This is a genomic window from Cupriavidus sp. MPR-AND1C, from assembly GCF_058809705.1.
Window position 1 is genome coordinate 13,434 of the sequence record NZ_JBXASU010000051.1, and the last position, 22,236, is coordinate 35,669.

Annotated in this window: 20 protein-coding genes and 3 tRNA genes; 18 read left to right on the top strand and 5 right to left on the bottom strand. The window is 64.0% G+C overall.

What is annotated here, in order from left to right; translation table 11 throughout:
- Positions 1-141 precede the first annotated feature (141 nt).
- The 16 genes from AC1RWI_RS24115 to AC1RWI_RS24190 all read left to right on the top strand — a co-directional run bounded on the left by AC1RWI_RS24115 (position 142) and on the right by AC1RWI_RS24190 (position 11,487).
- Positions 142-218, top strand: a tRNA-Val gene (locus AC1RWI_RS24115).
- Between the two features lie 367 nt (positions 219-585).
- Positions 586-2,493: a threonine--tRNA ligase gene (gene thrS / locus AC1RWI_RS24120; protein ID WP_043345032.1), complete on the top strand. Its 1,908-nt coding sequence runs from the start codon at positions 586-588 to the stop codon at positions 2,491-2,493.
- A gap of 45 nt (positions 2,494-2,538) precedes the next feature.
- Positions 2,539-3,060 (top strand): translation initiation factor IF-3, encoded by a 522-nt coding sequence (infC, locus tag AC1RWI_RS24125; protein WP_081488948.1) that lies wholly within the window; start codon positions 2,539-2,541, stop codon positions 3,058-3,060.
- A 170-nt stretch (positions 3,061-3,230) separates the two neighbouring features.
- Complete coding sequence (gene rpmI / locus AC1RWI_RS24130) at positions 3,231-3,428, top strand: 50S ribosomal protein L35 (RefSeq protein WP_006575466.1); 198 nt, start codon at positions 3,231-3,233, stop codon at positions 3,426-3,428.
- Between the two features lie 27 nt (positions 3,429-3,455).
- Positions 3,456-3,812: a 50S ribosomal protein L20 gene (gene rplT, locus AC1RWI_RS24135; protein WP_006163216.1), complete on the top strand. Its 357-nt coding sequence runs from the start codon at positions 3,456-3,458 to the stop codon at positions 3,810-3,812.
- 336 nt (positions 3,813-4,148) lie between these two features.
- Positions 4,149-5,180 carry a phenylalanine--tRNA ligase subunit alpha gene (gene pheS / locus AC1RWI_RS24140; RefSeq protein WP_043345035.1) on the top strand — a complete coding sequence of 344 codons (1,032 nt, stop codon included), beginning with the start codon at positions 4,149-4,151 and terminating at the stop codon, positions 5,178-5,180.
- Between the two features lie 71 nt (positions 5,181-5,251).
- Entirely contained in the window at positions 5,252-7,699 is a 2,448-nt protein-coding gene (pheT, locus tag AC1RWI_RS24145) for a phenylalanine--tRNA ligase subunit beta (RefSeq protein WP_492869235.1), read from the top strand.
- Between the two features lie 69 nt (positions 7,700-7,768).
- Complete coding sequence (locus AC1RWI_RS24150) at positions 7,769-8,185, top strand: integration host factor subunit alpha (RefSeq protein WP_043345037.1); 417 nt, start codon at positions 7,769-7,771, stop codon at positions 8,183-8,185.
- Positions 8,186-8,309: 124 nt separating this feature from the next.
- A complete protein-coding gene (locus tag AC1RWI_RS24155; protein ID WP_043345039.1) occupies positions 8,310-8,741 on the top strand; it encodes a MerR family transcriptional regulator in 432 nt (143 codons plus the stop codon).
- Positions 8,742-8,797: 56 nt separating this feature from the next.
- A tRNA-Pro gene (locus AC1RWI_RS24160) sits at positions 8,798-8,874 on the top strand.
- Positions 8,875-9,235: 361 nt separating this feature from the next.
- On the top strand, positions 9,236-9,490 hold the full coding sequence (locus AC1RWI_RS24165; RefSeq protein WP_043345187.1) for a hypothetical protein: 255 nt from the start codon (positions 9,236-9,238) through the stop codon (positions 9,488-9,490).
- 188 nt (positions 9,491-9,678) lie between these two features.
- On the top strand, positions 9,679-9,969 hold the full coding sequence (locus AC1RWI_RS24170) for a hypothetical protein (RefSeq protein ID WP_043345189.1): 291 nt from the start codon (positions 9,679-9,681) through the stop codon (positions 9,967-9,969).
- Between the two features lie 20 nt (positions 9,970-9,989).
- A complete protein-coding gene (locus AC1RWI_RS24175; protein ID WP_006163223.1) occupies positions 9,990-10,232 on the top strand; it encodes a hypothetical protein in 243 nt (80 codons plus the stop codon).
- Between the two features lie 75 nt (positions 10,233-10,307).
- A complete protein-coding gene (locus AC1RWI_RS24180; RefSeq protein WP_492869239.1) occupies positions 10,308-10,559 on the top strand; it encodes a hypothetical protein in 252 nt (83 codons plus the stop codon).
- Positions 10,560-10,656: 97 nt separating this feature from the next.
- Entirely contained in the window at positions 10,657-11,025 is a 369-nt protein-coding gene (locus tag AC1RWI_RS24185) for a hypothetical protein (protein ID WP_043345192.1), read from the top strand.
- Positions 11,026-11,232: 207 nt separating this feature from the next.
- Entirely contained in the window at positions 11,233-11,487 is a 255-nt protein-coding gene (locus tag AC1RWI_RS24190) for a hypothetical protein (RefSeq protein ID WP_043345195.1), read from the top strand.
- Positions 11,488-11,651: 164 nt separating this feature from the next.
- Here AC1RWI_RS24190 and AC1RWI_RS24195 read toward each other — a convergent pair whose 3' ends face one another.
- The gene (locus tag AC1RWI_RS24195) at positions 11,652-16,532 is read right to left on the bottom strand and encodes an NAD-glutamate dehydrogenase (RefSeq protein ID WP_492869241.1); all 4,881 of its coding nucleotides are present in this window, start codon (positions 16,530-16,532) and stop codon (positions 11,652-11,654) included.
- A gap of 347 nt (positions 16,533-16,879) precedes the next feature.
- Between AC1RWI_RS24195 and scpC the strand changes: the two genes are divergently transcribed.
- Positions 16,880-18,394: a succinyl-CoA:acetate CoA-transferase ScpC gene (gene scpC, locus AC1RWI_RS24200; protein WP_043345197.1), complete on the top strand. Its 1,515-nt coding sequence runs from the start codon at positions 16,880-16,882 to the stop codon at positions 18,392-18,394.
- Positions 18,395-18,763: 369 nt separating this feature from the next.
- On the opposite strand, the gene AC1RWI_RS24205 is transcribed toward scpC, so the two are convergent.
- From AC1RWI_RS24205 to AC1RWI_RS24220, 4 genes are all read right to left on the bottom strand, one after another.
- Entirely contained in the window at positions 18,764-19,147 is a 384-nt protein-coding gene (locus tag AC1RWI_RS24205) for a hypothetical protein (protein WP_043345199.1), read from the bottom strand.
- Between the two features lie 314 nt (positions 19,148-19,461).
- The gene (locus AC1RWI_RS24210) at positions 19,462-20,436 is read right to left on the bottom strand and encodes a tripartite tricarboxylate transporter substrate binding protein BugE (protein ID WP_043345200.1); all 975 of its coding nucleotides are present in this window, start codon (positions 20,434-20,436) and stop codon (positions 19,462-19,464) included.
- Positions 20,437-20,774: 338 nt separating this feature from the next.
- Positions 20,775-20,850 (bottom strand) — tRNA-Lys (locus AC1RWI_RS24215).
- Positions 20,851-20,906: 56 nt separating this feature from the next.
- A complete protein-coding gene (locus AC1RWI_RS24220) occupies positions 20,907-21,257 on the bottom strand; it encodes a DUF2252 family protein (protein WP_201777355.1) in 351 nt (116 codons plus the stop codon).
- Here AC1RWI_RS24220 and AC1RWI_RS24225 point away from each other — a divergent pair.
- Positions 21,256-22,164 carry a LysR substrate-binding domain-containing protein gene (locus tag AC1RWI_RS24225; RefSeq protein ID WP_492869245.1) on the top strand — a complete coding sequence of 303 codons (909 nt, stop codon included), beginning with the start codon at positions 21,256-21,258 and terminating at the stop codon, positions 22,162-22,164. The genes AC1RWI_RS24220 and AC1RWI_RS24225 overlap by 2 nt on opposite strands.
- The last annotated feature ends 72 nt before the right edge of the window (positions 22,165-22,236 follow it).

A 22,236-nucleotide genomic window follows, 5' to 3' on the forward strand; every position in this document is an offset into this window, starting at 1 on the left:
CTCGTAGCTCAGCTGGTTAGAGCACCACCTTGACATGGTGGGGGTCGTTGGTTCGAGTCCAATCGAGCCTACCAACGAACAAGCAGTAAAACGTAGGCGCAGCAGCAAGCGCATACAGCGGTTAGTTTCAAGCAGTACCATAGGCTCGTAGCTCAGCTGGTTAGAGCACCACCTTGACATGGTGGGGGTCGTTGGTTCGAGTCCAATCGAGCCTACCAACGCATAGCAGTAAGAAGTACCGAAGCAGTCCGGTTGATCCCGATAACCTGGAACGGAAAAGGCGCCATGTTCAAGACACAGCGAACTACTACCGCTAATTAGCGACAGTAGTCGAGGTGCGCCTTCGGACCCGGTGGATTGGGGTTAAATCGAAAAACAACGCAGCCTTGGCTGCGTTTTTTTTCGTCTGTCGCTTATTGGCTCCCTGCTATCCTGCTCGGTCGCCCGTGGGTGGATCCGGGCGAAGTCCCCGCTGCCAGGCCCATGCTGGTTTCACGAAATGCATGAGCCGGGCGCTACAAGATGCTTTTCATTCGCTTGCCGGCGGCTTGGGCCCCGGCGGGTGGATTTCTGATGAGGTGCAAGATGATCGCAATCACGCTGCCGGATGGTTCCCGACGCGAATTCCCCGGCCCGGTGACGGTAGCCGAAGTGGCGCAGAGCATTGGCTCGGGCCTGGCCAAGGCTGCCCTGGCGGGCAAGGTCGATGGGCAGATGGTCGATACCAGCTTCCTCATCGAGCGCGATGCTGCTCTCGCCATCGTCACGGACAAGGATGCCGATGGTGTCGATGTGATCCGTCACTCGACGGCGCACTTGCTGGCCTACGCTGTCAAGGCGTTGTATCCCGAGGCGCAGGTGACGATCGGCCCGGTGATCGAGAACGGCTTCTACTATGACTTCGCCTATAAGCGCCCCTTCACGCCCGAGGACCTGGTCGCCATCGAGAAGAAGATGGCCGAGCTCGCCAAGAAGGATGAGAAGGTAACGCGTGAAGTCTGGAGCCGCGACGAAGCCGTGAAGCTGTTCGAGTCGATGGGCGAGAAGTACAAGGCCGAGATCATCGCCTCGATCCCGCAGGACCAGGAGATCGGCCTGTATCGCGAAGGCGAGTTCGTCGATCTCTGCCGTGGCCCGCACGTGCCGTCCACGGGCAAGCTCAAGGTCTTCAAGCTGATGAAGGTGGCGGGTGCCTACTGGCGCGGCGACGCCAAGAACGAGATGCTCCAGCGCATCTACGGCACGGCATGGGCCAAGAAGGAAGACCAGGAAGCCTACCTGCACATGCTGGAAGAGGCCGAGAAACGCGACCACCGCAAGCTGGGCAAGCTGCTCGACCTGTTCCACCTGCAGGAAGAGGCGCCGGGCATGGTGTTCTGGCACCCGAAGGGCTGGCAGGTGTGGCAAGCGGTGGAGCAGTATATGCGCGGCCGCCTGACGCAGGCCGGCTATGAAGAAGTGCGCACGCCGCAAGTGATGGATCGTTCGCTGTGGGAGAAGTCGGGTCACTGGCAGAACTACAAGGAAAACATGTTCGTCACGGAGTCGGAGAAGCGCGACTACGCGATCAAGCCGATGAACTGTCCTGGCCATGTGCAGATTTTCAATCACGGCCTGCGCTCCTACCGCGATCTGCCGCTGCGCCTTGCCGAGTTCGGTGCCTGCCATCGCAACGAGCCCTCCGGCGCGCTGCACGGGCTGATGCGCGTGCGTGGCTTTGTGCAGGATGATGCGCACATCTTCTGCACGGAAGAGCAGATCGTAGCGGAGGCCAAGGCCTTCAACGAGCTGGCGTTCTCCGTGTACGACGATTTCGGCTTCAAGGACATTGCGGTCAAGTTGTCGCTGCGCCCGGATCAGCGTGCCGGTTCGGACGAAGTCTGGGATCACGCCGAGGAAGGCCTGCGCCTGGCGCTGCGCGCCTGCGGCGTGGAGTGGGAGGAGCTGCCGGGCGAGGGCGCCTTCTACGGCCCCAAGGTCGAATACCATATCAAGGATGCCATCGGCCGGTCTTGGCAATGCGGCACGCTGCAGCTGGACCTGGTGCTGCCGGAGCGCCTGGATGCCGAGTACGTCTCCGAAGACAACTCGCGCAAGCGCCCGGTCATGCTGCACCGGGCCATCCTGGGCTCTTTCGAGCGCTTCCTGGGCATCTTGCTGGAAAACCACGCCGGCGCGCTGCCCGCCTGGCTGGCGCCGGAGCAGGTTCTGGTGCTGAATATTGCGGACTCGCAGGCGGAATATGCCGAAAACGTCGTGCAACTGCTGCAAAAACAAGGATTTAGGGCTAAGGCGGATTTGCGTAACGAGAAAATTACGTATAAAATCCGCGAGCATTCCCTTCAGAAGATTCCCTACCTCCTGGTAGTGGGCGACAAAGAACGGGATGCCAGTCAAGTGGCCGTGCGTGCCCGTGGCAACGTGGATCTGGGCGTGATGTCCGTCTCCGCGTTTGTGGAGCGTCTGCAACAGGACGTTGCCAGCAAAGCCTGATGGGATGAGCACGGCTTGTTTTTTGTCTTCTTGAGGTAACGCAACATCGCTACAGACAAAGGTCATCGCATCAATCGCGAAATCAGCGCACCCGAATTGCGCTTGGTCGGGGTTGATAACGAGCAGCTCGGCATCGTCAAGTTCATGGACGCGCTCCGCCTGGCTGAGGATAAGGACTTGGACTTGGTGGAAATCGCTCCTACAGCGGTGCCGCCGGTTGCCCGTATCATGGATTACGGCAAGTTCAAGTACGAGGAAGCCAAGCGCGCGCACGACGCCAAGCTGAAGCAGAAGATCATCCAGGTCAAGGAAGTCAAGTTCCGGCCGGGTACGGATGATGGCGACTACAACGTCAAGCTGCGTAACCTGAAGCGCTTCCTCGAAGACGGCGACAAGACCAAGATCACGCTGCGTTTCCGCGGCCGCGAGATGGCGCACCAGGAAATCGGCGCGCGTGTGCTCGAACGCCTGAAGGCGGATCTGGAAGAAGTTGGCCAGGTCGAGCAGATGCCGAAGATGGAAGGCCGCCAGATGGTGATGGTGCTGTCTCCCAAGAAGAAGAAGTAAGATTTTGCGCGTCGCCGCGGCCCGGAGGGGAATCCCTCCGGGCGCGGTGTCGTGCGAAAGCAGCGCAGAGGCCGCACGCGGCTTTAGCGCAACAATAAGTGGATGCGGGTTTTGCAAGTGTCGGCGCTAGCTGGCCACCTGCATGCATGTCATAGAAGCTGGAGTATTTCATGCCGAAGATGAAGACCAAGAAAAGCGCCTCCAAGCGCTTTACTGCGCGTCCGAATGGTTCGTTCAAGCGTGGCCAGGCCTTCAAGCGTCACATCTTGACCAAGAAGACCACCAAGAATAAGCGCCAGTTGCGCGGCACCCAGGACGTCCATGAGACGAACCTGAAGTCCGTTCGCGCAATGATGCCTTACGCATAACCCTAACGAAAACGAAAGGAGCATTACATGCCTCGAGTAAAACGTGGGGTCACTGCACGGGCCCGCCATAAGAAAGTCATCGTCGCCGCCAAGGGTTTCCGCGGCCGCCGCAATAACGTCTACCGTATCGCCAAGCAGGCGGTCATGCGTGCTGGCCAGTACGCATACCGCGATCGCCGCAACAAGAAGCGCGTGTTCCGCGCACTCTGGATTGCGCGTATCAATGCTGCTTCGCGTGAGCATGGCATGACCTACAGCGTGTTCATGAACGGCCTGAAGCGGGCTTCGATTGAACTGGACCGCAAGGTGCTGTCGGACATGGCTATTCATGACAAGCCTGCCTTTGCCGCCATCGTCAACCAGGTGAAAGCCACCGTTGCCTGATGCCGGCTCCGGGGTGCCACGCTAGTGTCTGGCGTGGTTTCCCGGGCAAGCACCGACCGCAAGGTCGACAGCATTTCCGCCGAATTTGCCTGAGCAGCGCCTGTCGCCGCGATGGCGATTCGGCCGGACCTGCAGAAACGGGGCTCCTCACCGAGCCCCGTTTTCATTCCGGATACCGTTTCGCGCGCCGTTCCCGGCTCGATGCAAGACGACATCCGAAACGAAGCCCGCGCCGCCCCCGGTGCCGCGCGGGCTCTGCACCCACATCGCACTTAGTGCCAACCCACGCCCGGGCCCAGCGTGACCCGGACGCCAAATTTATCGCCGACCGCCGCCATGTCTCTGGATCCGGATCAAATCGTCGCCGACGCCCAGGCCGCCTTCGCTGCAGCCAACGACAACGCCACGCTGGAAAACGAAAAAGCCCGCTTTCTCGGCAAGACCGGTGCGCTCACCGAGTTGCTCAAGAGCCTCGGCAAGCTCGACCCGGAAACGCGCAAGAGCGAAGGCGCGCGCATCAACCAGGCCAAGCAACAGGTCGAAGCCGCGCTGCAGGCACGCCGCCAGGCGCTGGCCGACGCGCTGATGAACGCGCGGCTGGCTGCCGAAGCCATCGACGTCACGCTGCCGGGCCGCGCGGTTGCCCGTGGCAGCCTGCACCCGGTGATGCGCACCTGGGAGCGCGTCGAGCAGATCTTCGGCTCGGTGGGCTTCGATGTGGCGGATGGCCCCGAAATCGAAACGGACTGGATGAACTTCACCGCGTTGAACAACCCGGACAACCATCCGGCCCGTTCGATGCAGGACACCTTCTATGTGGACGGCCGCGACAGCGACGGCAAGTTGCTGCTGCTGCGTACCCACACCAGCCCGATGCAGGTGCGCTACGCGCGCATGCATGTGGAGAAGTACAAGGGCCGCGAGATGCCGCCGATCAAGGTGATCTGTCCCGGCCGAACTTACCGCGTCGACAGCGACGCCACGCACTCGCCGATGTTCAACCAGGTCGAAGGCCTGTGGATTGGCGATGACGTGAGCTTTGCTGACCTCAAGGGCGTGTACACCGATTTCCTGCGCAAGTTCTTCGAGCGCGATGACATCCAGGTGCGTTTCCGCCCCTCGTACTTCCCGTTCACCGAGCCGTCGGCGGAAATCGACATGGCTTTCGGCAACGGCAAGTGGCTGGAGATTTCCGGCTCGGGCCAGGTGCACCCCAATGTGCTGCGCAATATGGGCCTGGACCCCGAGCGCTATATCGGCTTTGCCTTCGGTTCCGGCCTTGAACGCCTGACCATGCTCCGCTACGGCATCAACGATCTGCGCCTGTTCTTCGAAGGCGACGCGCGTTTCCTGCGCCAGTTCGCCTGAGGCGCGTATCCGCGCCAGAGCACATCGTCACCGACACCCCAGAACAGAATACTTACCGGATCAGAAGCGCCATGCAATTCTCGGAATCCTGGCTTCGCAGTTTCGTCAATCCCGACAAGATTTCCACCGATGCGCTCTCGCACAGCCTGACCATGGCCGGGCTGGAAGTGGAAGAGGTCGGCCCGGTCGCGCCGCCTTTCAACAAGGTGGTGGTGGCGCGCGTGCTTTCCACCGAGCGTCATCCCAATGCGGACCGTCTCAACGTTTGCCAGGTCGATGCCGGCACCGGTGAGACCCTGCAGATCGTTTGCGGCGCACCCAATGTCGCGCCCGGCGTCCTGGTGCCTTGCGCGCTGGTCGGCGCGGTGCTGCCGCCGTCCGAGGCGGGCGGCAAGCCGTTCGAGATCAAGGTAGGCAAGCTGCGCGGTGTGGACAGCTTCGGCATGCTCTGCTCGGCGCGCGAGCTCAAGCTGTCGGAGGACCACGGCGGCCTGATGCTCCTGCCCGAAGATGCCAGGATCGGCATGGACATTCGCGAGTACCTGGACCTGGATGACCAGGTCTTCGTCATCAAGCTCACCCCCAACAAGGCCGACTGCCTGTCGATCCACGGCGTGGCGCGCGAAGTCGCCGCGCTGACCGGTGCCGCGCTGCGCCTGCCGGAGATGAAGCCGGTTGCGGTGACACTGGCCGACAAGCTGCCGGTGAAGATTTCCGCCCCCGACCTGTGCGGCCGTTTCTCGGGCCGTGTGATCCGCGGCGTGAACGCGCACGCGGCCACGCCGGCATGGATGGTGCAACGCCTGGAGCGGGCAGGGCAGCGCAGCATCTCCGCGCTGGTCGACATCTCCAACTACGTGATGCTCGAACTCGGCCGCCCCTCGCACGTCTTCGACCTGGACAAGATCCACGGCGGGCTGGATGTGCGCTGGGGCCGCAAGGGCGAGCAGCTCAAGCTGCTCAACGGCAATACCGTGGAGCTCGACGAGCAGGTCGGCGTGATCGCCGACGACAAGGAGATCGAGAGCCTGGCCGGCATCATGGGCGGCGACAGCACCGCCGTGACGCTCGACACCACCAACATCTACCTCGAAGCCGCCTTCTGGTGGCCGCAAGCGATCCAGGGCCGCTCGCGCCGCTTCAACTTCTCGACCGACGCCGGACATCGCTTCGAACGTGGCGTGGACTACGCCACCACGCTTGAGCATATCGAGCGCATCAGCGCGCTGATCCTCGAGATCTGCGGTGGCCAGGCCGGCCCGGTCGACGACCAGATTGTCAACCTGCCGCAACGCAAGCCGGTGCGACTGCGCGTGGCGCGTGCCGAGCGCGTGCTTGGCATCGAGCTGTCGCCTGCGGTCATCGCCGACGTGTTCCAGCGCCTGCAGTTGCCGTTCGCCCGCGAGCAAGGCGAGGACGGTGAGGTGTTCGTGGTCACGCCGCCGAGCTATCGCTTCGATATCGAGATCGAGGAAGACCTGATCGAGGAAGTAGCCCGCATCTACGGCTTCGAGCGTATTCCGGCGCGCCCGCCGATCGCCGAAAGCGAGATGCGCCCGACCGACGAAGCCCGCCGCTCGACCCATGCGGTACGCCACGCGATTGCCGCGCGCGACTACCAGGAGGTGATCAACTTCGCCTTCGTCGAAGAGAAGTGGGAGCGCGACTTCGCCAGCAACGACAACCCGATCCGACTGCTGAACCCGATCGCCAGCCAACTGGCGGTGATGCGTTCCACGCTGATCGGTGGCCTGCTCGACAAGGTGCGCTACAACCTCAATCGCAAGGCATCGCGTGTGCGGATGTTTGAAGTGGGCCGCGTGTTCCATCGCGACGCCTCGGTTGCCGATGGCGGCCTGACGGTGGCCGGCTATCGCCAGCCGATGGTTGCCGGCGGCATTGCCTACGGCCCGGCCTTCGACGAGCAGTGGGGCATCGCCACCCGCCCGGTGGACTTCTTCGACGTCAAGGGCGATGTCGAGGCGTTGCTGTTCCCGCGCGTCGCGCGCTTCGAGCCGGTATCGCATCCCGCGCTGCATCCAGGCCGCGCCGCGCAAGTGGTGATCGACGGCAAGGTCGCCGGGGTGATCGGCGAACTGCATCCGCGCTGGCTGCAGGAGTACGAACTGACGCAAGCACCGGTCGTGTTCGAACTGGACCTGCAGGCACTGCGTGAAGTGGGCTTGCCCGGCTACACCGAAATCTCCAAATTCCCGGCCGCCGTACGCGACCTGGCACTGGTGGTAAAGCAGTCGGTGCGCGTGCAGGACCTGCTCGACGCCATGCGCGAAGCCCTGGAAAAACAGGGTTCTGCCCGCTATTGCCAGAGCCTGGTGCTGTTCGACGAGTTCCGTCCGAAGGCGGCTTCGGCGGCCATTGGCGCGGACGAGAAAAGCCTTGCGTTCCGCTTGACCTTGCAAGATACTGGGGCGACCCTCCAGGACGAAACCGTCGACAGCGCGGTGCGTTGCATGGTCGAAGCCGCCGGCGCTGCATTCCAGGCGCGGATGCGCGGCTGATCCACCAGCTGACATGACAATGGAGCGCCCGGACTTCCGCATCCGGGCGGATCGCCACACCGAATGACAATGAACGATCGACACGCGTATCTCATGGCCTCTGCAATGGGTGAAGCAGGCGACCGCCAGGCAGCCTCGCTCGACGACGATACTTCCGACGCCCGCGTTGCCGAAGTGCCGACCCTTACCAAGGCCGAGCTCGCTGAAATGCTGTTCGACCAGGTCGGCCTCAACAAGCGTGAGTCCAAGGACATGGTCGAAGCATTCTTCGACGTGATTCGCGAAGCGCTGGAACAGGGCGACAGCGTCAAGCTCTCTGGCTTCGGCAATTTCCAGCTGCGCGACAAGCCGCAACGTCCCGGCCGCAATCCCAAGACGGGCGAGATCATTCCCATCACGGCGCGACGCGTGGTGACGTTCCATGCCAGCCAGAAGCTCAAGGGCCTGGTGGAAGAGCGTGCCGGCCTGGTGGCGGTGCCCGGCTGATCGTTTGCCAGCAGCACGACGACTCGTTATCCTGCTGAATCCGTGTATCACGCTTGTTTGCGCGCTAGCCCGCGCGAGCACCACAACCTCTCCCGGCACGGCCTGAAGCCCGCCCATTCACCGTATGTCGGAACGATCCAGCGAACGCATCTTGTTGCCGCCGATTCCCGCCAAACGCTACTTCACCATTGGAGAAGTCAGCGAGCTTTGCGCCGTCAAGCCGCATGTGCTGCGCTACTGGGAGCAGGAGTTCACGCAACTCAAGCCCGTCAAGCGACGTGGTAACCGGCGTTACTACCAGCATCATGAGGTCCTGCTGATCCGGCGTATCCGCGACCTGCTGTACGAACAGGGCTTCACGATCAATGGCGCCCGCAATCGCCTTGACGAAGGGCGGCAGCACAGCCAGGCCGCCGCCGAAGACGTGCAAGCGTTGGCTGCGCAAGCCGCCGGTGAAGCGCCGGTTTTCTCGCTCGACCTCAACAACCTGCGCAACGAACTGGTGGAAGTGCAGCACCTGCTCGCGCAGCTTCAACAGATCGCGAAGCACGAATAAAAAGTGCACTAATGACTAGCCATTTTTAAAAAGCTTCTGATATAATCTTTTTCTTTCGGGGCGTAGCGCAGCCTGGTAGCGTACCTGCATGGGGTGCAGGTGGTCGGAGGTTCAAATCCTCTCGCCCCGACCAGTATTAAGAAAAACCCGCACAGCGATTGTTGTGCGGGTTTTTTGTTGCCTGTTCAAAACGCCAGCATTTGGCCCGACAAAAACACGCGGCAACAAGCATCATCGAATTCTCCTTAATCTTTTCGAATCGACGCCGCCACCGATGCCGACGCCGCCAAGGGCTCTTGGCGTCCGGCCTGATCCTCCTCGCCTGCCTTTCCGCGCCGGTGGTGGCGCGCGGGTAGCGCTAAGGGACTAATGCATCTGTCCGATGCGGTTGCCGGCGAAATGCTTCACCATTGGAGGATGGCCGCCGTTGGCGATCCCACCGGGGTCTGGGCAGCTCCCTGCATCACGGAGTTTGCTCCACAGTGGAGAGCGCCATGATGCCACCCGTGAAAACCAAGCACACCAACCTCGTGGTCGGCGAGCCCCTGGACTGGGATGCCGCCAGGGACGGGGAATTCTCAGGGCTGCCGGTGCACCTTGATGCGGCGCGTGGCGTGATGCACTCTTTCTGGCAGCCCACGGAGCAGGATATTGCGAACATCCTTGCCGGCATGCCTATCCGCCTGTCCGTGTTCGGTGAGGTGCACCCGCCCGTCGCGGTCGCGGTGACCAATGAGGTGGTGGGCTAGCGAAGCCCTTTGCCGATCCATCAGGCCAATCAGGTCTGTCGCGAAGGGTCAGCGGACTCTACAATCAAGCCATGGACCGTGTGGCGCGCATGTCTTTCCAGGCAGACGTTTGCTGTGCGCAGGGTCCCGAGGCACTGGTTTGGCCGGATGCCGTTTACCGCGTGCAACGCATACGATAGGAGTAAGGGATGGCCAAACGCGAGCGCGCCGCCAGGGCCTTGCAGGACGAGGTGAGCCGGCGCATCCAGCATCTTGATGACATTGTGGAGGACGGCGCGAAGATCCGGGTGCCGGCACCGCAAGCGCATGCGCGCGATGCGCGCGGGCGCAACTGGGATATGAAGACCTTCGCCAATGCCGCGGGTTATGAGCGGAGTATCCGGGCCGTGGTGGACAAGGCGCGCGACGAGTTCGACCTGACCGAGGTGCCGGGCCAGCAGAGTGCTGATCCCTTTGGCACTCCGCCCTCGCTGGAGTGAGCGTTTCATTGGAGTAAGGCATGCACGCTTGCGATCTCTGCCATCTTCTCGTTGGTGCCCCGACCACAGTGGAGCCGCACGAGAACCTGGCCGCATCGGGTGCGGGCGCACTTGGCATGGACATCAACTCGCGCTGGGTGGACCGGCCCTGGCGCTGCACGGTTTGCGGCGCCTGGATGTTCCAGAATGCCGCCCACGGTGAGCCGCCCAATGTCTGGCGCATGGGGCGCCGCCCCCAGGATCGCCCGCAGGAACGGACCTAGGCCCGGCAGCGCCTTGCCCCGGCCGGCCGGCCGCTGCGCTGCGGCATGCTACGATGGCCGGCAAAGGGAGACGCAATGAATGAATCCAGAACACAGCATTACCGAGGCTACGTGATCTTGATCTCGGTACAGCAGCATGAGCGCGGATGTCTGGTGAGTGCCTCAATCGTCCAGGAGGCCAAAGGCGCGGTGCGCAATCCGTCGCCGCTGCAGTCATGGGTGGGGCATGAGCAGGGCGAACTGATGGAAATCGCCGACCGGGCCCAGGCTCGCGCTTGCAGGCTGATCGACGCGACGGTGGACCATGTTGCCTATGCCGCGAGTTGAGTGATTGATCCGGGTGGCCTGTACGGCCAGCACTGGCTTGGGCAGAAGTTTCGCCGGTCAGCCTACATGGCGCGGAATCGCTGTCGTTAATCCGGGTATGAACTCATTCGATGCTTCCGAAGAATGCGCTGCAAATGCCGATGCCATGGGGTGGGGTTCGTCATCGCCCCATGTGCTGGCCGCGGTGCTCAATACCGCCTTGGCCGCCGAGGACCTGAGCGGTTTTGCCGCGCTGTTGTCCGACATGGCCCGCGATCGCGGCCTCAAAGGCGCGCGTGGCTCGCACCAGTCCATCTACGACATGCCCTATGCCAGCTTGTTGCCGCGCCAGCGGCACCTGCTGGCGGATGCATTCGAATTGCTCATCCGCCTGGGTCTGGAGTTGCAGCCGCGCAGGCCGCGCATGCTTGGCGACAGCCCGGGCAGCCTCCTGGCGCACGGCAGCCACGAGATCCCTGCCGATTAGATACCCCACGATCGGAGCAGTAGTGCGCTACGGCGGACACGGCGGCTCGGCTAGCGTGCTAGCATCTCGCGATCAACCAGATCGCCGCACCGACGGCGACGTATCATCCGGCCCGACGCCGATCCCGGCCGGGATGATGATGCTGACACGGCACGCGCGCACGGCCGTGGTGTTCGAGGGGAGCGATCGCGTGTTGTGGAGGTTGCAATGAACGAAGACGAGCCTTTCGGGGAAGTGTTCGAGGATTTTCGCGTCATCTGGGTAGCCGAGCGTTTGCAGGATGGCACGTGGACGGCGCGTTATTGCTGGAGTCCGGGTACGTCGGAGGCATCCGGCAAGGCACTCCAGGCGGCAGTGCTCAGCGGCAAGTCCAAGCGGCTGCTGGGCGATTTCAAGACCGAAGAGCAGACCATTGAAGCCATCAAGGCGGCGGTGCTGCTCGAGGCGAAATGGGGCCGGTGAATCCTGCCATCAAAGCCTAAGGCTTGGAGGGCGCCGGCAAGACGACGCTGCTCCATTTCCATGTCCATATGCCCCGGCGCGTCAGGCCAATGAGAATGCGCTCGCCATTGTCCCTGGTGGCCGAGGCTGCCACGGTGTTCGGCGCCCGATAGGACAAGCTGTATTCAAGCGCGTCCTTGGCGGCTTTCCAGCAAGCCGATTTCCCGTACCGCCACCGACAGCATCGACAAGCCGGCCGCGCCCGATGCACGCTGATCCGCCAGCATGCGCGAGAAGCGCTCGATCTGTGCCTGGCGCTCGCCGCGCCATGCCTCGATCAGTTGTGCCGGCGTATCCAGTTCCTGTGGCTGCGCCAGCACGCTGACCGTGAGCGCGCGCTTGAGGCGGCCGAGGTCTTCAAGCGTCGTGGTGCGCGCCAGCAGGTCCCAATGGCTGTCGGCTGGCAAAGCGAGGGCGCGTTCGCGCAGCCAGCTAAAACTGAATTCGGTATCGAGCGCGAAATAGACGCCCGCCACCAGCGCCAGGCTGCGCTGCGTGGCGGCCGCCACGTCGGCGATATCCAGTGCCGCCGCGCAGATCTCCCCCGCAGCCACGCGCAGGGCCAGTTCATCGTCTACGCCGGACTGGGTCAGGTCCTGCCGCCATTGCATCAGCGTGGTGGCCTCTGCCCCGGCCAGCAGCGCCGGTAGCTGCGGTGTGAGCCAGGCTGCGGCTTCGGCGTAGCGCGCGCTGTCGCCATCGGTGGGGCCGCCCGCGTGCGGATGCCGCAGGAACCACAGGCTGGCGTGGTCCAGCAGCCGTCCCACGGCGGAGAACATGCGCGCCTGCACGTCATCGTCGACCTGGTTGTCCAGCGCGTCGATGCGCAGCCAGAGCGGGTCCAGGCCGAACACGTCGCGCGCAATCAGGCAGGCGCGCACGATGTCCGCGGGCCGCGCATCGGTTTCTTCCTGCATGCGGTGGACAAAGGTGGCGCCGATGCGATTGACCAGCGTGTTGGTGAGGTGCGTGGCCAGGATCTCCCGGCGCAACGGATGGCGCAGCATGGTGTCGGCGTGCCGCTCGCGCAGCGGCTGCGGGAAATAGGCGGGCAAGAGGCCGGCGACCAGCGGGTCCTCCGGCAGCGCCGATGTGAGCAACTCGTCGTACAGCCACATCTTGCTGTAGGCCAGCAGCACCGCGCGTTCGGGCGAGGTGAGGCCCAGCCCGGCGGCCTTGCGCTCGCCCAGCTCGTCCTCGGTCGGGAGGAATTCCAACGCGCGCTTGAGGCGGCCGGCGCGCTCCAGCCAGCGGATCAGCCGGCCCTCGGCGTCGAGCAGCGCGGGGGCATTGCGCCCGGCAACCGACAGCGCCTGGCTTTGGTAGTAGTTGTCCTCTAGCACCAGCAAGCCGACTTCGTCAGTCATCTGCGCGAGCAGCTTGTTGCGTTGCTTCTCGGTCATCTCGCCGTCCGCCACCACCAGCCCCAGGAGGATCTTGATATTGACCTCATGGTCGGAGCAATCGACGCCGGCAGAGTTGTCGATCGCATCGGTGTTGATGCGTCCGCCATTGAGCGCGAACTCGATTCGGCCAAGCTGCGTGAAGCCAAGGTTGCCGCCTTCGCCCACCACCTTGCAGCGCAGCTCGGCGCCGTTGACGCGCACCGCGTCGTTGGCGCGATCGCCCACTTGCAGATGGCTCTCGCGGCTGGATTTGACATAGGTGCCGATGCCGCCGTTATAGAGCAGGTCGACCGGTGCCAACAGGATCGCGTGGACCAGCTCGGCGGGCGAGAGCACGCTCGCGCTGATGCCAAGGCTCGCCTGCACCTGCGGCGTGATCGCAATGGTCTTGGCGGTGCGCGGAAACAGCCCGCCGCCGGCGGAGACCAGGCTCATGTCGTAGTCCGCCCAGCTCGAGCGCGGCAACTCGAACATGCGCTGGCGCTCGCGCAAGCTGGCGGCGGGGTCGGGGTTGGGGTCCAGGAAGATATGGCGATGGTCGAACGCGGCCACCAGCTTGATATGGGGCGACAGCAGCATGCCGTTGCCGAACACATCGCCCGACATGTCGCCGATGCCGGCGACGGTGAAGTCAGTGGACTGGATGTCGACGCCCATCTCGCGGAAATGGCGCTTGACCGATTCCCAGGCGCCGCGCGCGGTGATAGCCATTTTCTTGTGGTCATAGCCGACCGAGCCGCCCGAGGCAAACGCGTCGCTGAGCCAGAAGCCGTACTCGGCGGAGATCGCGTTGGCGTAGTCGGAGAAGCTGGCCGTGCCCTTGTCGGCGGCAACCACCAGATAGGGGTCGTCGCCATCTTCACGCACCACTTCCGGCGGCGGCACCAAGGTGCCGGCGACGCGATTGTCGGTGACATCGAGCAGGCCGCGCAGAAAGGTCTGGTAGCACGCAATGCCTTCTTGCAGGAAGGCGTCGCGGTCGTTCGCTGGCGGCGGGCGCTTGACCACGAACCCGCCCTTGCTGCCCACCGGCACGATCACCGTGTTCTTCACCATCTGCGCCTTCATCAACCCCAGTACCTCGGTGCGGAAATCCTCGCGCCGGTCAGACCAGCGCAGGCCGCCACGCGCCACCGGGCCGCCGCGCAAGTGCACGCCTTCCACGCGCGGGGAGTAGACCCAGATCTCGAACATCGGGCGCGGCTCGGGCAGGCCGGGCACCAGCGCAGGGTTGAACTTGAACGACAGGTAAGGGCGCGGCCCGCCGTCGGGGCCGTGGCGGAAATAGTTGGTGCGCACCGTGGCGTTGATCACGCCCAGGAACAGGCGCAGGATGCGATCTTCGTCGAGGTTGGGCACCTGGTCCAGCTCCGTGCCGATGGCTTGCTGCAGGCGCTCGCAGCGCGCGGCGCGGGCGTTTTCCGTGGCGGGATCGAAGCGCGCGACGAACAGTTCCACGAAGCGCGAGGCGATAGCCGGGTTGCCGGTCAGCGCCCGCTCGATATAGGCATCGCTGAAGGTCGACCCGACCTGGCGAAGGTAGCGGGCATAGGCGCGCAGGATGGTCACGTCGCGTGCGGCGAGCTCGGCGCGCAGCACCAGGCGGTTGAAGTCGTCGTTCTCGATCTCGCCGTTCCAGGCGCGTGCGAAGGCGTCCTCGAACAGTGCCTTGATGCGCGCGATATCGGCGCCAAGGTCGATGCCGGCCGCGACCCCATCGGCCATTTCCAGTCCGAAATCGTGGATCCACACCGGTGCCGCGCCGTTGGGCTCGATCAGGTAGGGACGCTCTTCGTCCACGCGCACGCCGAGGTGCTCCAGCATCGGCAGGCTGAGCGACAGCGCGATCGGCTCGCGGGCGCGGTAGACCTTGAAGCGGAATGCGCCGGGCGCGGCTTCGATGGGCCGGTACAGGTTCATGGCGATGCCGCCGGTGGCCTGCGCCGCCTCCATCAGCTCGATGTCGCGCACGGCGATGCGGGCCGGGTAGTCCTCGCGGTAGCCGGCCGGGAAGGAGTCGCCGTAGCGCCGTAGCAGGCGGTTGCCTTGCTCCTCGCCGGTGCTGTCGAGCAGGGCGGCGGCAAGGTCGTCCTGCCAGCGGCGGGCGGCTTGCACGATGCGCTCTTCCAGCTCGTCCGGGTTGACCTCGGGCATGGTGCCAGGCTCGCCGCGCACGATCAGCTGGATGCGCGCGAGCGGCGACTCGGAGAGTTGCGGCGTGAACTCGCAGGTGTTGCCGCAAAAGGCGGCCATCAGCAGCTTCTGGATGCGCTGGCGCAGATCCGTGTTGTACTTGTCGCGCGGCACGAACACCAGGCAGGAGACGAAGCGGTCGAAGCGGTCGCGCCGCACGAACAGGCGGATGCGCTGATGCTCCTGCAGGCGCAGGATGCCCAGCGTGATGTGGAACAGTTCGTCTTCCTCGGCCTGGAACAGTTCGTCGCGCGGGTATTGCTCGATGATGGTCACCAGCGACTTGTAGAGATGACCCTTGGTCAGGAAGCCCGCGCGCGTCAGGATGTTGCCGAACTTGCGCCGCACCAGCGGGATGTCCTCGCACGACATCATGTAGGTGGTGGAAGTGTAGAGGCCCACGAAGCGCCGCTCGCCAAAGAGCTTGCCATTAGCGTCCTTCAGCTTGATGCCGACGTAGTCCAGGTAGCCGGGCCGGTGCACGGTGGAGCGCGAATTGGCTTTGGTCACGAAGATCGGTGACGTGTCTTCGATGACCGAGGTGGCCGCCGCGGGCAGCTCGGTCAGCGTGTCCTCCTCGGGCGGGTGCAGGATTTCGCTCAGGATGCCGGTGCCGGAGCCGGGCACGCCGCGCAGGTAGAAGCGGTCGTCCCGGGCGACCAGTTCATAGTCGCGCTGGCCGAGGAAGGTGAAATGCTCGTCCAGCATCCACTGCAGGAAGGCGCAGGCTTCTTGCGTATCGGGCTGGTTGCCATCCGGGCCCTGCGCCAGCATGTCGATGGTGGCGCGGGTGATGGCGGTCATCGCCGGCCAGTCTTGCACCGCGGCGCGCACGTCGCCCAGCACGCGGGCGATGCCGTTGCGCAAGGCCTCCTGCGTGGCGGTGTCGCCACAGCGGTCCACTTCGAAATGGATGAAGGATTCGAGCCGGGGACCACCGGCGGGTTCGCTCGTGGCGGTGTCGCCCTCGCCACCCAGGCCCACCTTGGCGATGGTGCCGTCCGCGTTGCGCCAGACCCGGAAGACCGGGTGGATCGCGGAATGCAGGGCCAACCCCAGCCGGTTGATCTCCATGGTGACGGAGTCGACCAGGAACGGCATGTCGTCGTTGACGATCTCCACCACGGAGTGGTCGGAGTGCCAGCCGTGCTGCTCGAGGTTGGGGTTGTAGACGCGCAGCCGCGCATTGCCCGGGACAAAGCGCTGGGCGGTCTGCCAGTGCGCCATGACCGCGCCATAGAGATCGGCCACGTTGCGCTTGAGCAGGTCTTCGGCGTCGGCCAGGTCGTAGTAGTGCCGCAGGAATGGCTCGGCCTGGACGAACATGTCGCCGGGCAGACGGCCCTGGGCGAACTGCATCAGGTCGGCCAGCAACTGGGCCTGTCGCGCTTCGCTTTCCGCCAGCATGGTGTCTCCCCCAGACGGCTGTCTTGGCAGTCCGTTGCCGGCACAGGCACCGCGCGACACGCGTCGTGTGTTTCCTGCGTCCTGGCAGCATGACCGTGCTAACTACTGTAGAGCATAAAGGGCAACACTGCGCACAATGTGCGCGGGCTGGCGCGGGCGTTGGGATGTATGAGATTTACGACTGGTTTTCATGATTTTATATCGCCGCAGGAATGTGCCTGCCGTGGCTACACTGCCTGTCTGCGCCTTACCCGCCGGTAGGCAGCGCGAGCCGAACTGGGCGCCTGGCCTTGCCGCGGCGCGCGGCAAGGCCTCACTGGCCGGGACGGGCATCATGGAGACATAAGATGTACAAGGAACGTATCCGGCTGGCCAGCCTGCTCGACAAGGTCATGCCGGCCGAGGCTGCGGCGGCGATGATCCGGGACGGCATGACCGTGGGCATGAGCGGCTTCACCCGCGCTGGCGACTGCAAAGCGGTGCCGCAAGCGCTGGCCAGGCGCGCGGCGCACGAGCCGCTGCGCATCACGCTGATGACTGGCGCCTCGCTGGGCAACGACACCGACAAAATGCTGGCCGAGGCCAATGTGCTGGCGCGGCGCCTGCCGTTCCAGGTGGATGCCACCTTGCGGCGCAAGATCAACGCGGGCGAGGTGATGTTCATCGACCAGCACCTGTCCGAAACCGTGGAGCAACTGCGCGGGCGCCAGATCGCGCCGGTAGACGTGGCGGTGGTGGAAGCGGTCGCGATCACCGAATCCGGCGGCATCGTGCCATCGACTTCGGTCGGCAACTCCGCGAGCTTCGCGATGCTGGCGCAGAAGGTGATCGTCGAGATCAACCTCAGTATGCCGGCCGGCCTTGAAGGCCTGCACGACATCTACCTGCCGACGGCGCGGCCACATCGCCAGCCTATTCCGCTGGTCTCGGTGGACCAGCGCATCGGCTTGCCCTTTATTCCCGTGGACCCCGCGAAGATCGCCGCCATCGTGATCACGCAAAAGGACGATAGCCCGTCCAATGCGCTGCCGCCCGACCAGGAAACGCGCCAGATCGCTGGGCACCTGAACGATTTCCTGTCGCATGAAGTGCGCTCAGGCCGGCTGGCGCCTTCGCTGCAGCCGCTGCAGGCCGGCATCGGCACGATCGCCAACGCCGTGCTGCATGGCCTGATCGATTCCCCGTTCCGCGATCTCACGATGTATTCGGAAGTGCTGCAGGACAGCACGATCGAGTTGCTGGACGCCGGGCGGCTGCGCTTTGCCTCTGCGTCATCGGTGACCTTGACCAGCGCCGTCTACGCGCGCTTCCTGGCAGACCTGGAAAGGTACAAAGCGCGCGTGATCCTGCGCCCGCAGGAGATCAGCAACCATCCGGAGCTGCTGCGCCGGCTCGGGCTGATCACCATCAACACGGCGCTGGAGTGCGATATCTACGGCAACGTGAACTCCACGCACGTGGGCGGCACGCACATGATGAACGGCATCGGCGGGTCGGGAGATTTTGCGCGCAATGCGCATTTGTCGGTGTTCGTCACCAAGTCGATGGCAAAGGCCGGCGCCATCTCCAGCATCGTGCCGATGGTGTCCCACGTGGATCACACCGAGCATGATGTCGACGTCATTGTGACCGAGCACGGCCTGGCTGATCTGCGCGGCCTGGCGCCGCGCGAGCGCGCGCAGCAGGTCATCGCCAACTGCGCGGATCCGTTGTATCGGGAGTTGCTGCGTGATTACGTGACGCGCGCCACGCGCCGTGGTGGCCATACGCCGCACCTCATTGAAGAGGCGCTGGCCTGGCACGTGCGCTTGCGCGAGCAAGGCACGATGGGCGGCACGAAGGTGGCCCTGGCCGCAGCCTGAAATGGCTTGCGCTTGTACCTTCCTTGTTGTCTTCCGGCCTGATCCCTTTTTCGGTATCTCTATCCCTTGAAAATGAGCACGGCCAGTACCAGGGAGGACGCCATTAGGATCAGCAGGGCTAGCATGATGGTCTCCGAAAGGGAGAGGTCCGGGATCGTGAAAGGGTAAGGCTGCGCTACGGTTCATGCTGTCGGCAGCCTTGCGCATTCATTTTCGGATACTTCTCACATTTCCACATGCGGCGCCATCTGGCTCAGATGGCGTTTCAAGCGGGCGTTGGGCATTGCCGTGGCGATCCCGCTGGCTGATCTTGCCTGTTCCCCGCGGCCCGGATGGTGCGCTGGCGCACCATCCGGCGAGACGGGCTGCTTACTGCTTGGCCTTCGCGCCGTCGGTATAGGGGTCGAACTTGCCGGCCTTGGCGCCGTCCGTGTACGGATCGAACTTGCCGGCTTTTGCGCCGTCCGTGTATGGATCGGGCTTGCCAGCCTTGGCCCCGTCCGTATAGGGGTCGGCCTTTTTCTTGCTGCCGGAAGCGTTCAGGTTCGACTTGGTCGATTTCTTTGCGCCATCCGTGTACGGATCGAACTTGCCGGACTTGGCGGCGCTCTTGTTCGGGTCCGTCTTGTTGGTATGGGCGCCGCCATAAAGGTCGCCGCCATCGGTGTAGTTCTTCTGGGCGTGCGCCAGTTGCACGCCGCCAAAGGCGGTGAGGGCGGCGATGATCAGGGCGGGTACGGTCTTGTTGCGCATTTTCATCCTCGTGAGTAAAGCTTGGGTAGTTCGAGAGCAATGGCCACGGGCAGGGGGCATGGCCGCAAAATGGTCGTCAGACCAGGGTGACTCTACCGACTTGGGATGACCCTGCGAAGTTAATCTTTCTTCCCACTGTATTGAACCGCTTATTGGCCTCGCCGGCTATGCGCCAGATCAAGGCAAGCGTTGTTCTTGGGGGAGGGGATCTACGGAAGGAAGGGGTGAGGCGGGTTTGCCGAAGGCGCGAGCCCTGGCAAGGCCCGGCTGCAGGCAGCCGGGCCATTGCGACGCTACTCGTGACTGGTCACCGGTTACTCGAGTGTAATGTTCTGGTCGCGCGCGATCTTCTTGCGCATTTCCAGCTCGCGCTTGATCTGCGCGGCGTATTGCTGCGGCGTGTTGCCGTCAGGGTAGGCGCCGCTTTCCGCCAGGCGGCGTTTCACGTTCGGGTCCTGCAAGGTCTTCACGGCAGCGTCATGCACCTTGGCGATGATCGCGGCAGGCGTGCCGGCGGGTGCCACCAGGCCGTACCAGGCCATGTTGTTCATGTCCTTCATGCCGGCTTCGGCAAAGGTCGGCACATCGGGCAAGCCATCCACGCGCTTGGGCGCGGCCACGGCGAGGGCGCGCAGCTTGCCGGCCTGGATGTGCGGCATGGACGAGGGCAGATTGTCGAACTGGCTGCTGACCTGGCCCGCCAGCGTGTCGTTCAGGGCGGGACCCGATCCACGGTAGGGAATGTGGACCATGTCGGTCTTGGTCAGGAACTTGAACAGTTCGCCGTCGAGGTGGGAGATGCTGCCTTTGCCTGCCGACGCATAGCTGTACTTGCCGGGGTTGGCCTTGACCAGCGCGATGAACTCCTGCAGGTTCTTGGCTGGCACCTTGGGGTTGATCGTCAGTACGTTCGGCACATTGACCAGGTTGGTAATGGGCGCGAAGTCCTTGATCGGATCGTAGGGGTTGCGGGCGTTGGTGGCGGGGTTGGTCGCCATGGTGCTGACCGTCGCAATGCCCAGCGTGTAACCATCGGGCGCGGATTTGGCCAGCGCGTCAGCGCCGATCGCGCCGCCGCCGCCGCCGCGGTTCTCCACCACCACGACCTGGCCAAGCTCACGGCCGATGCCGTCGGCCACCGAGCGGCCCACGATGTCCGTGGTGCCACCCGCGGCGAACGGCACGATCAGGCGGATTGGCTTGGTCGGGTAGGTTTGTGCAAAGGCGCTGTGGCACAGGCCAAGTAGGGCCAGGCAAGCTGCGCTGCCGACATTCAATACTGCTTTCAAGAGAGGCTCCCGAGGGTTCTAGGTCTAATGACGGCCCGGGCGGGCGCGGGGTTGGGGCACGGCGATCTGCGTCGCGCGGTTGCCCTGGTTCCTGCTTGCCGCGGGACGCCGGAGATGTCGGATGGGTTCCGTGATGCGGAACCTTGTTCCGCATTGTGCTCCAGGCGCAATTCAACCGTGAAAGCGCAGCCGGCGGAATTGGTATCAACCCGCGTATGTGTCGCTGCGTGGGAGGGGATTGGCCCAGGGTTGCCTTACCCACCGGGAGAAATCCGGCAGGGTGGACGGGCCAATGGAAAAAGCCGGAAGCATTGCTGCTTCCGGCTTTTGGAATTCGCTGGTGGGGCGTGAGTGACTCGAACACTCGACCTACGGATTAAGAGTCCGCTGCTCTACCAACTGAGCTAACGCCCCAACGAAGTCCAAGATTATAGAGTACGATTTTTGACTTTGCAATAGCTGTTTTGCTTTTAGATATGTGCCTCCGGCCCGAGCGCGAATTTGCGGCAGTGTTCGAGGTAGCCGACCTCATGGCTGGCGATCAGGTCCAGCACGCTGGTCCATAGCCAGGATGGCGCATCCAGTTGCTTGGAGCGATTGCGTGCCAGCTCGCCCAGCCAGCTGCGCTGGGTGGCCAGGTCCATCTGGCGCGCGTGGGCGTTGCCGATCGCCTCACCCAGGTACCTCGCGACGTGGCTGTAGAGACTGCCGGCGCAACACGGATTTCGTGCGCCTTGCCAGCGGCTACAATGCGCTCGTCCTGCCAGGCGCGGAATGCCGCCGCCGCGCTGAATCCAACGCCCGAATCCGGAGGCCTTCATGCATGCCAGAGTCCTGCGCTACCTCGATGAGGTGGTGAGCCGCGGGTCGATCCGCCAGGCCGCGCTGCATCTGCACGTGGCGCCGAGCGCGATCAACCGGCAGATCCTGGACCTGGAGGCGGAACTGGGCGCGCCCTTGTTCGAGCGCATCAACAAACGCCTGCGCCTGACCCCACTAGGCGAGATGGTGCTGGCGCACGTGCGCCAGACGCTGCGCGAGCACGAGTTGCTGCGCAGCCGTATCGAAGCCGTGAAAGGCGTGCGCCAGGGGGAGGTCACCGTGGCGACCACGGCCGGCCTCGCCGGCTCGCTGATGCCGTCGCTGGTGCATGCCTTTCGCCAGCAGTACCCGGGCATCCTGGTGCGCCTGCTGGATCTGCCCGTGGCCGATATTGTCAGCGCTGTCGAGCGCGGCGATGTCGATCTCGGTCTTGCCTACGATCTGCCCGATATCGCCGCCTTCCGCATTCTGGCCAGCAACGACTGGCATATCGGCGCAGTGGTGGCGCCCGGGCATGTGCTGGCCGCGCAGCCGTCGACATTGCTCAGCGAGTGCCTGGCCTGCCCGCTGATCCTGCCCGCGCCGTCGATGTCGATTCGCGCCATCCTCGATGAGGCCTTCGCGCGCGCCGCGGTCGTGGTGTCGCCGGTCACCGAGACCACTTCGACCGCGCTGATGCGCCGCCTGGTCATGCTTGGCACCGGCATCGCCTTCCTGAATCCGCTTGACGTGCTGGAGGAGCGGGAGCGCGGGGCGCTGGCCTGGGTGCCGCTGCGCGACGGCCAGCTGCCGTGCCAGACGCTGCGGCTGGTCGCGCGCGCGCGCAATCCGCTAAGCGCCGCGGCGGAACTGATGGCCGAGCGGATTGGCGAGAGCCTGGTGGCGTTGTTTGCTGGCGTGCGCTAGCGGCGCAGCGCTTGGCTGTGCTGTTTTTGCGCACACCGTCGGTGGAAATCGATGCTTTGCCAAGGCCTGCGG

What these genes read in the sequence shown, in the direction of transcription:
- AC1RWI_RS24225 (WP_492869245.1), top strand. Translation starts at nt 21,256, where the DNA reads ATGCATGCCAGAGTCCTGCGCTACCTCGATGAGGTGGTGAGCCGCGGG.
- rpmI (WP_006575466.1), top strand. Translation starts at nt 3,231, where the DNA reads ATGCCGAAGATGAAGACCAAGAAAAGCGCCTCCAAGCGCTTTACTGCG.
- AC1RWI_RS24180 (WP_492869239.1), top strand. Translation starts at nt 10,308, where the DNA reads ATGAATGAATCCAGAACACAGCATTACCGAGGCTACGTGATCTTGATC.
- rplT (WP_006163216.1), top strand. Translation starts at nt 3,456, where the DNA reads ATGCCTCGAGTAAAACGTGGGGTCACTGCACGGGCCCGCCATAAGAAA.
- AC1RWI_RS24165 (WP_043345187.1), top strand. Translation starts at nt 9,236, where the DNA reads ATGATGCCACCCGTGAAAACCAAGCACACCAACCTCGTGGTCGGCGAG.
- AC1RWI_RS24220 (WP_201777355.1), bottom strand. Translation starts at nt 21,257, where the DNA reads ATGAAGGCCTCCGGATTCGGGCGTTGGATTCAGCGCGGCGGCGGCATT.
- AC1RWI_RS24170 (WP_043345189.1), top strand. Translation starts at nt 9,679, where the DNA reads ATGGCCAAACGCGAGCGCGCCGCCAGGGCCTTGCAGGACGAGGTGAGC.
- AC1RWI_RS24205 (WP_043345199.1), bottom strand. Translation starts at nt 19,147, where the DNA reads ATGCGCAACAAGACCGTACCCGCCCTGATCATCGCCGCCCTCACCGCC.
- AC1RWI_RS24195 (WP_492869241.1), bottom strand. Translation starts at nt 16,532, where the DNA reads ATGCTGGCGGAAAGCGAAGCGCGACAGGCCCAGTTGCTGGCCGACCTG.
- AC1RWI_RS24155 (WP_043345039.1), top strand. Translation starts at nt 8,310, where the DNA reads ATGTCGGAACGATCCAGCGAACGCATCTTGTTGCCGCCGATTCCCGCC.
- pheT (WP_492869235.1), top strand. Translation starts at nt 5,252, where the DNA reads ATGCAATTCTCGGAATCCTGGCTTCGCAGTTTCGTCAATCCCGACAAG.
- AC1RWI_RS24150 (WP_043345037.1), top strand. Translation starts at nt 7,769, where the DNA reads ATGAACGATCGACACGCGTATCTCATGGCCTCTGCAATGGGTGAAGCA.
- AC1RWI_RS24185 (WP_043345192.1), top strand. Translation starts at nt 10,657, where the DNA reads ATGAACTCATTCGATGCTTCCGAAGAATGCGCTGCAAATGCCGATGCC.
- AC1RWI_RS24190 (WP_043345195.1), top strand. Translation starts at nt 11,233, where the DNA reads ATGAACGAAGACGAGCCTTTCGGGGAAGTGTTCGAGGATTTTCGCGTC.
- thrS (WP_043345032.1), top strand. Translation starts at nt 586, where the DNA reads ATGATCGCAATCACGCTGCCGGATGGTTCCCGACGCGAATTCCCCGGC.
- AC1RWI_RS24175 (WP_006163223.1), top strand. Translation starts at nt 9,990, where the DNA reads ATGCACGCTTGCGATCTCTGCCATCTTCTCGTTGGTGCCCCGACCACA.
- scpC (WP_043345197.1), top strand. Translation starts at nt 16,880, where the DNA reads ATGTACAAGGAACGTATCCGGCTGGCCAGCCTGCTCGACAAGGTCATG.
- pheS (WP_043345035.1), top strand. Translation starts at nt 4,149, where the DNA reads ATGTCTCTGGATCCGGATCAAATCGTCGCCGACGCCCAGGCCGCCTTC.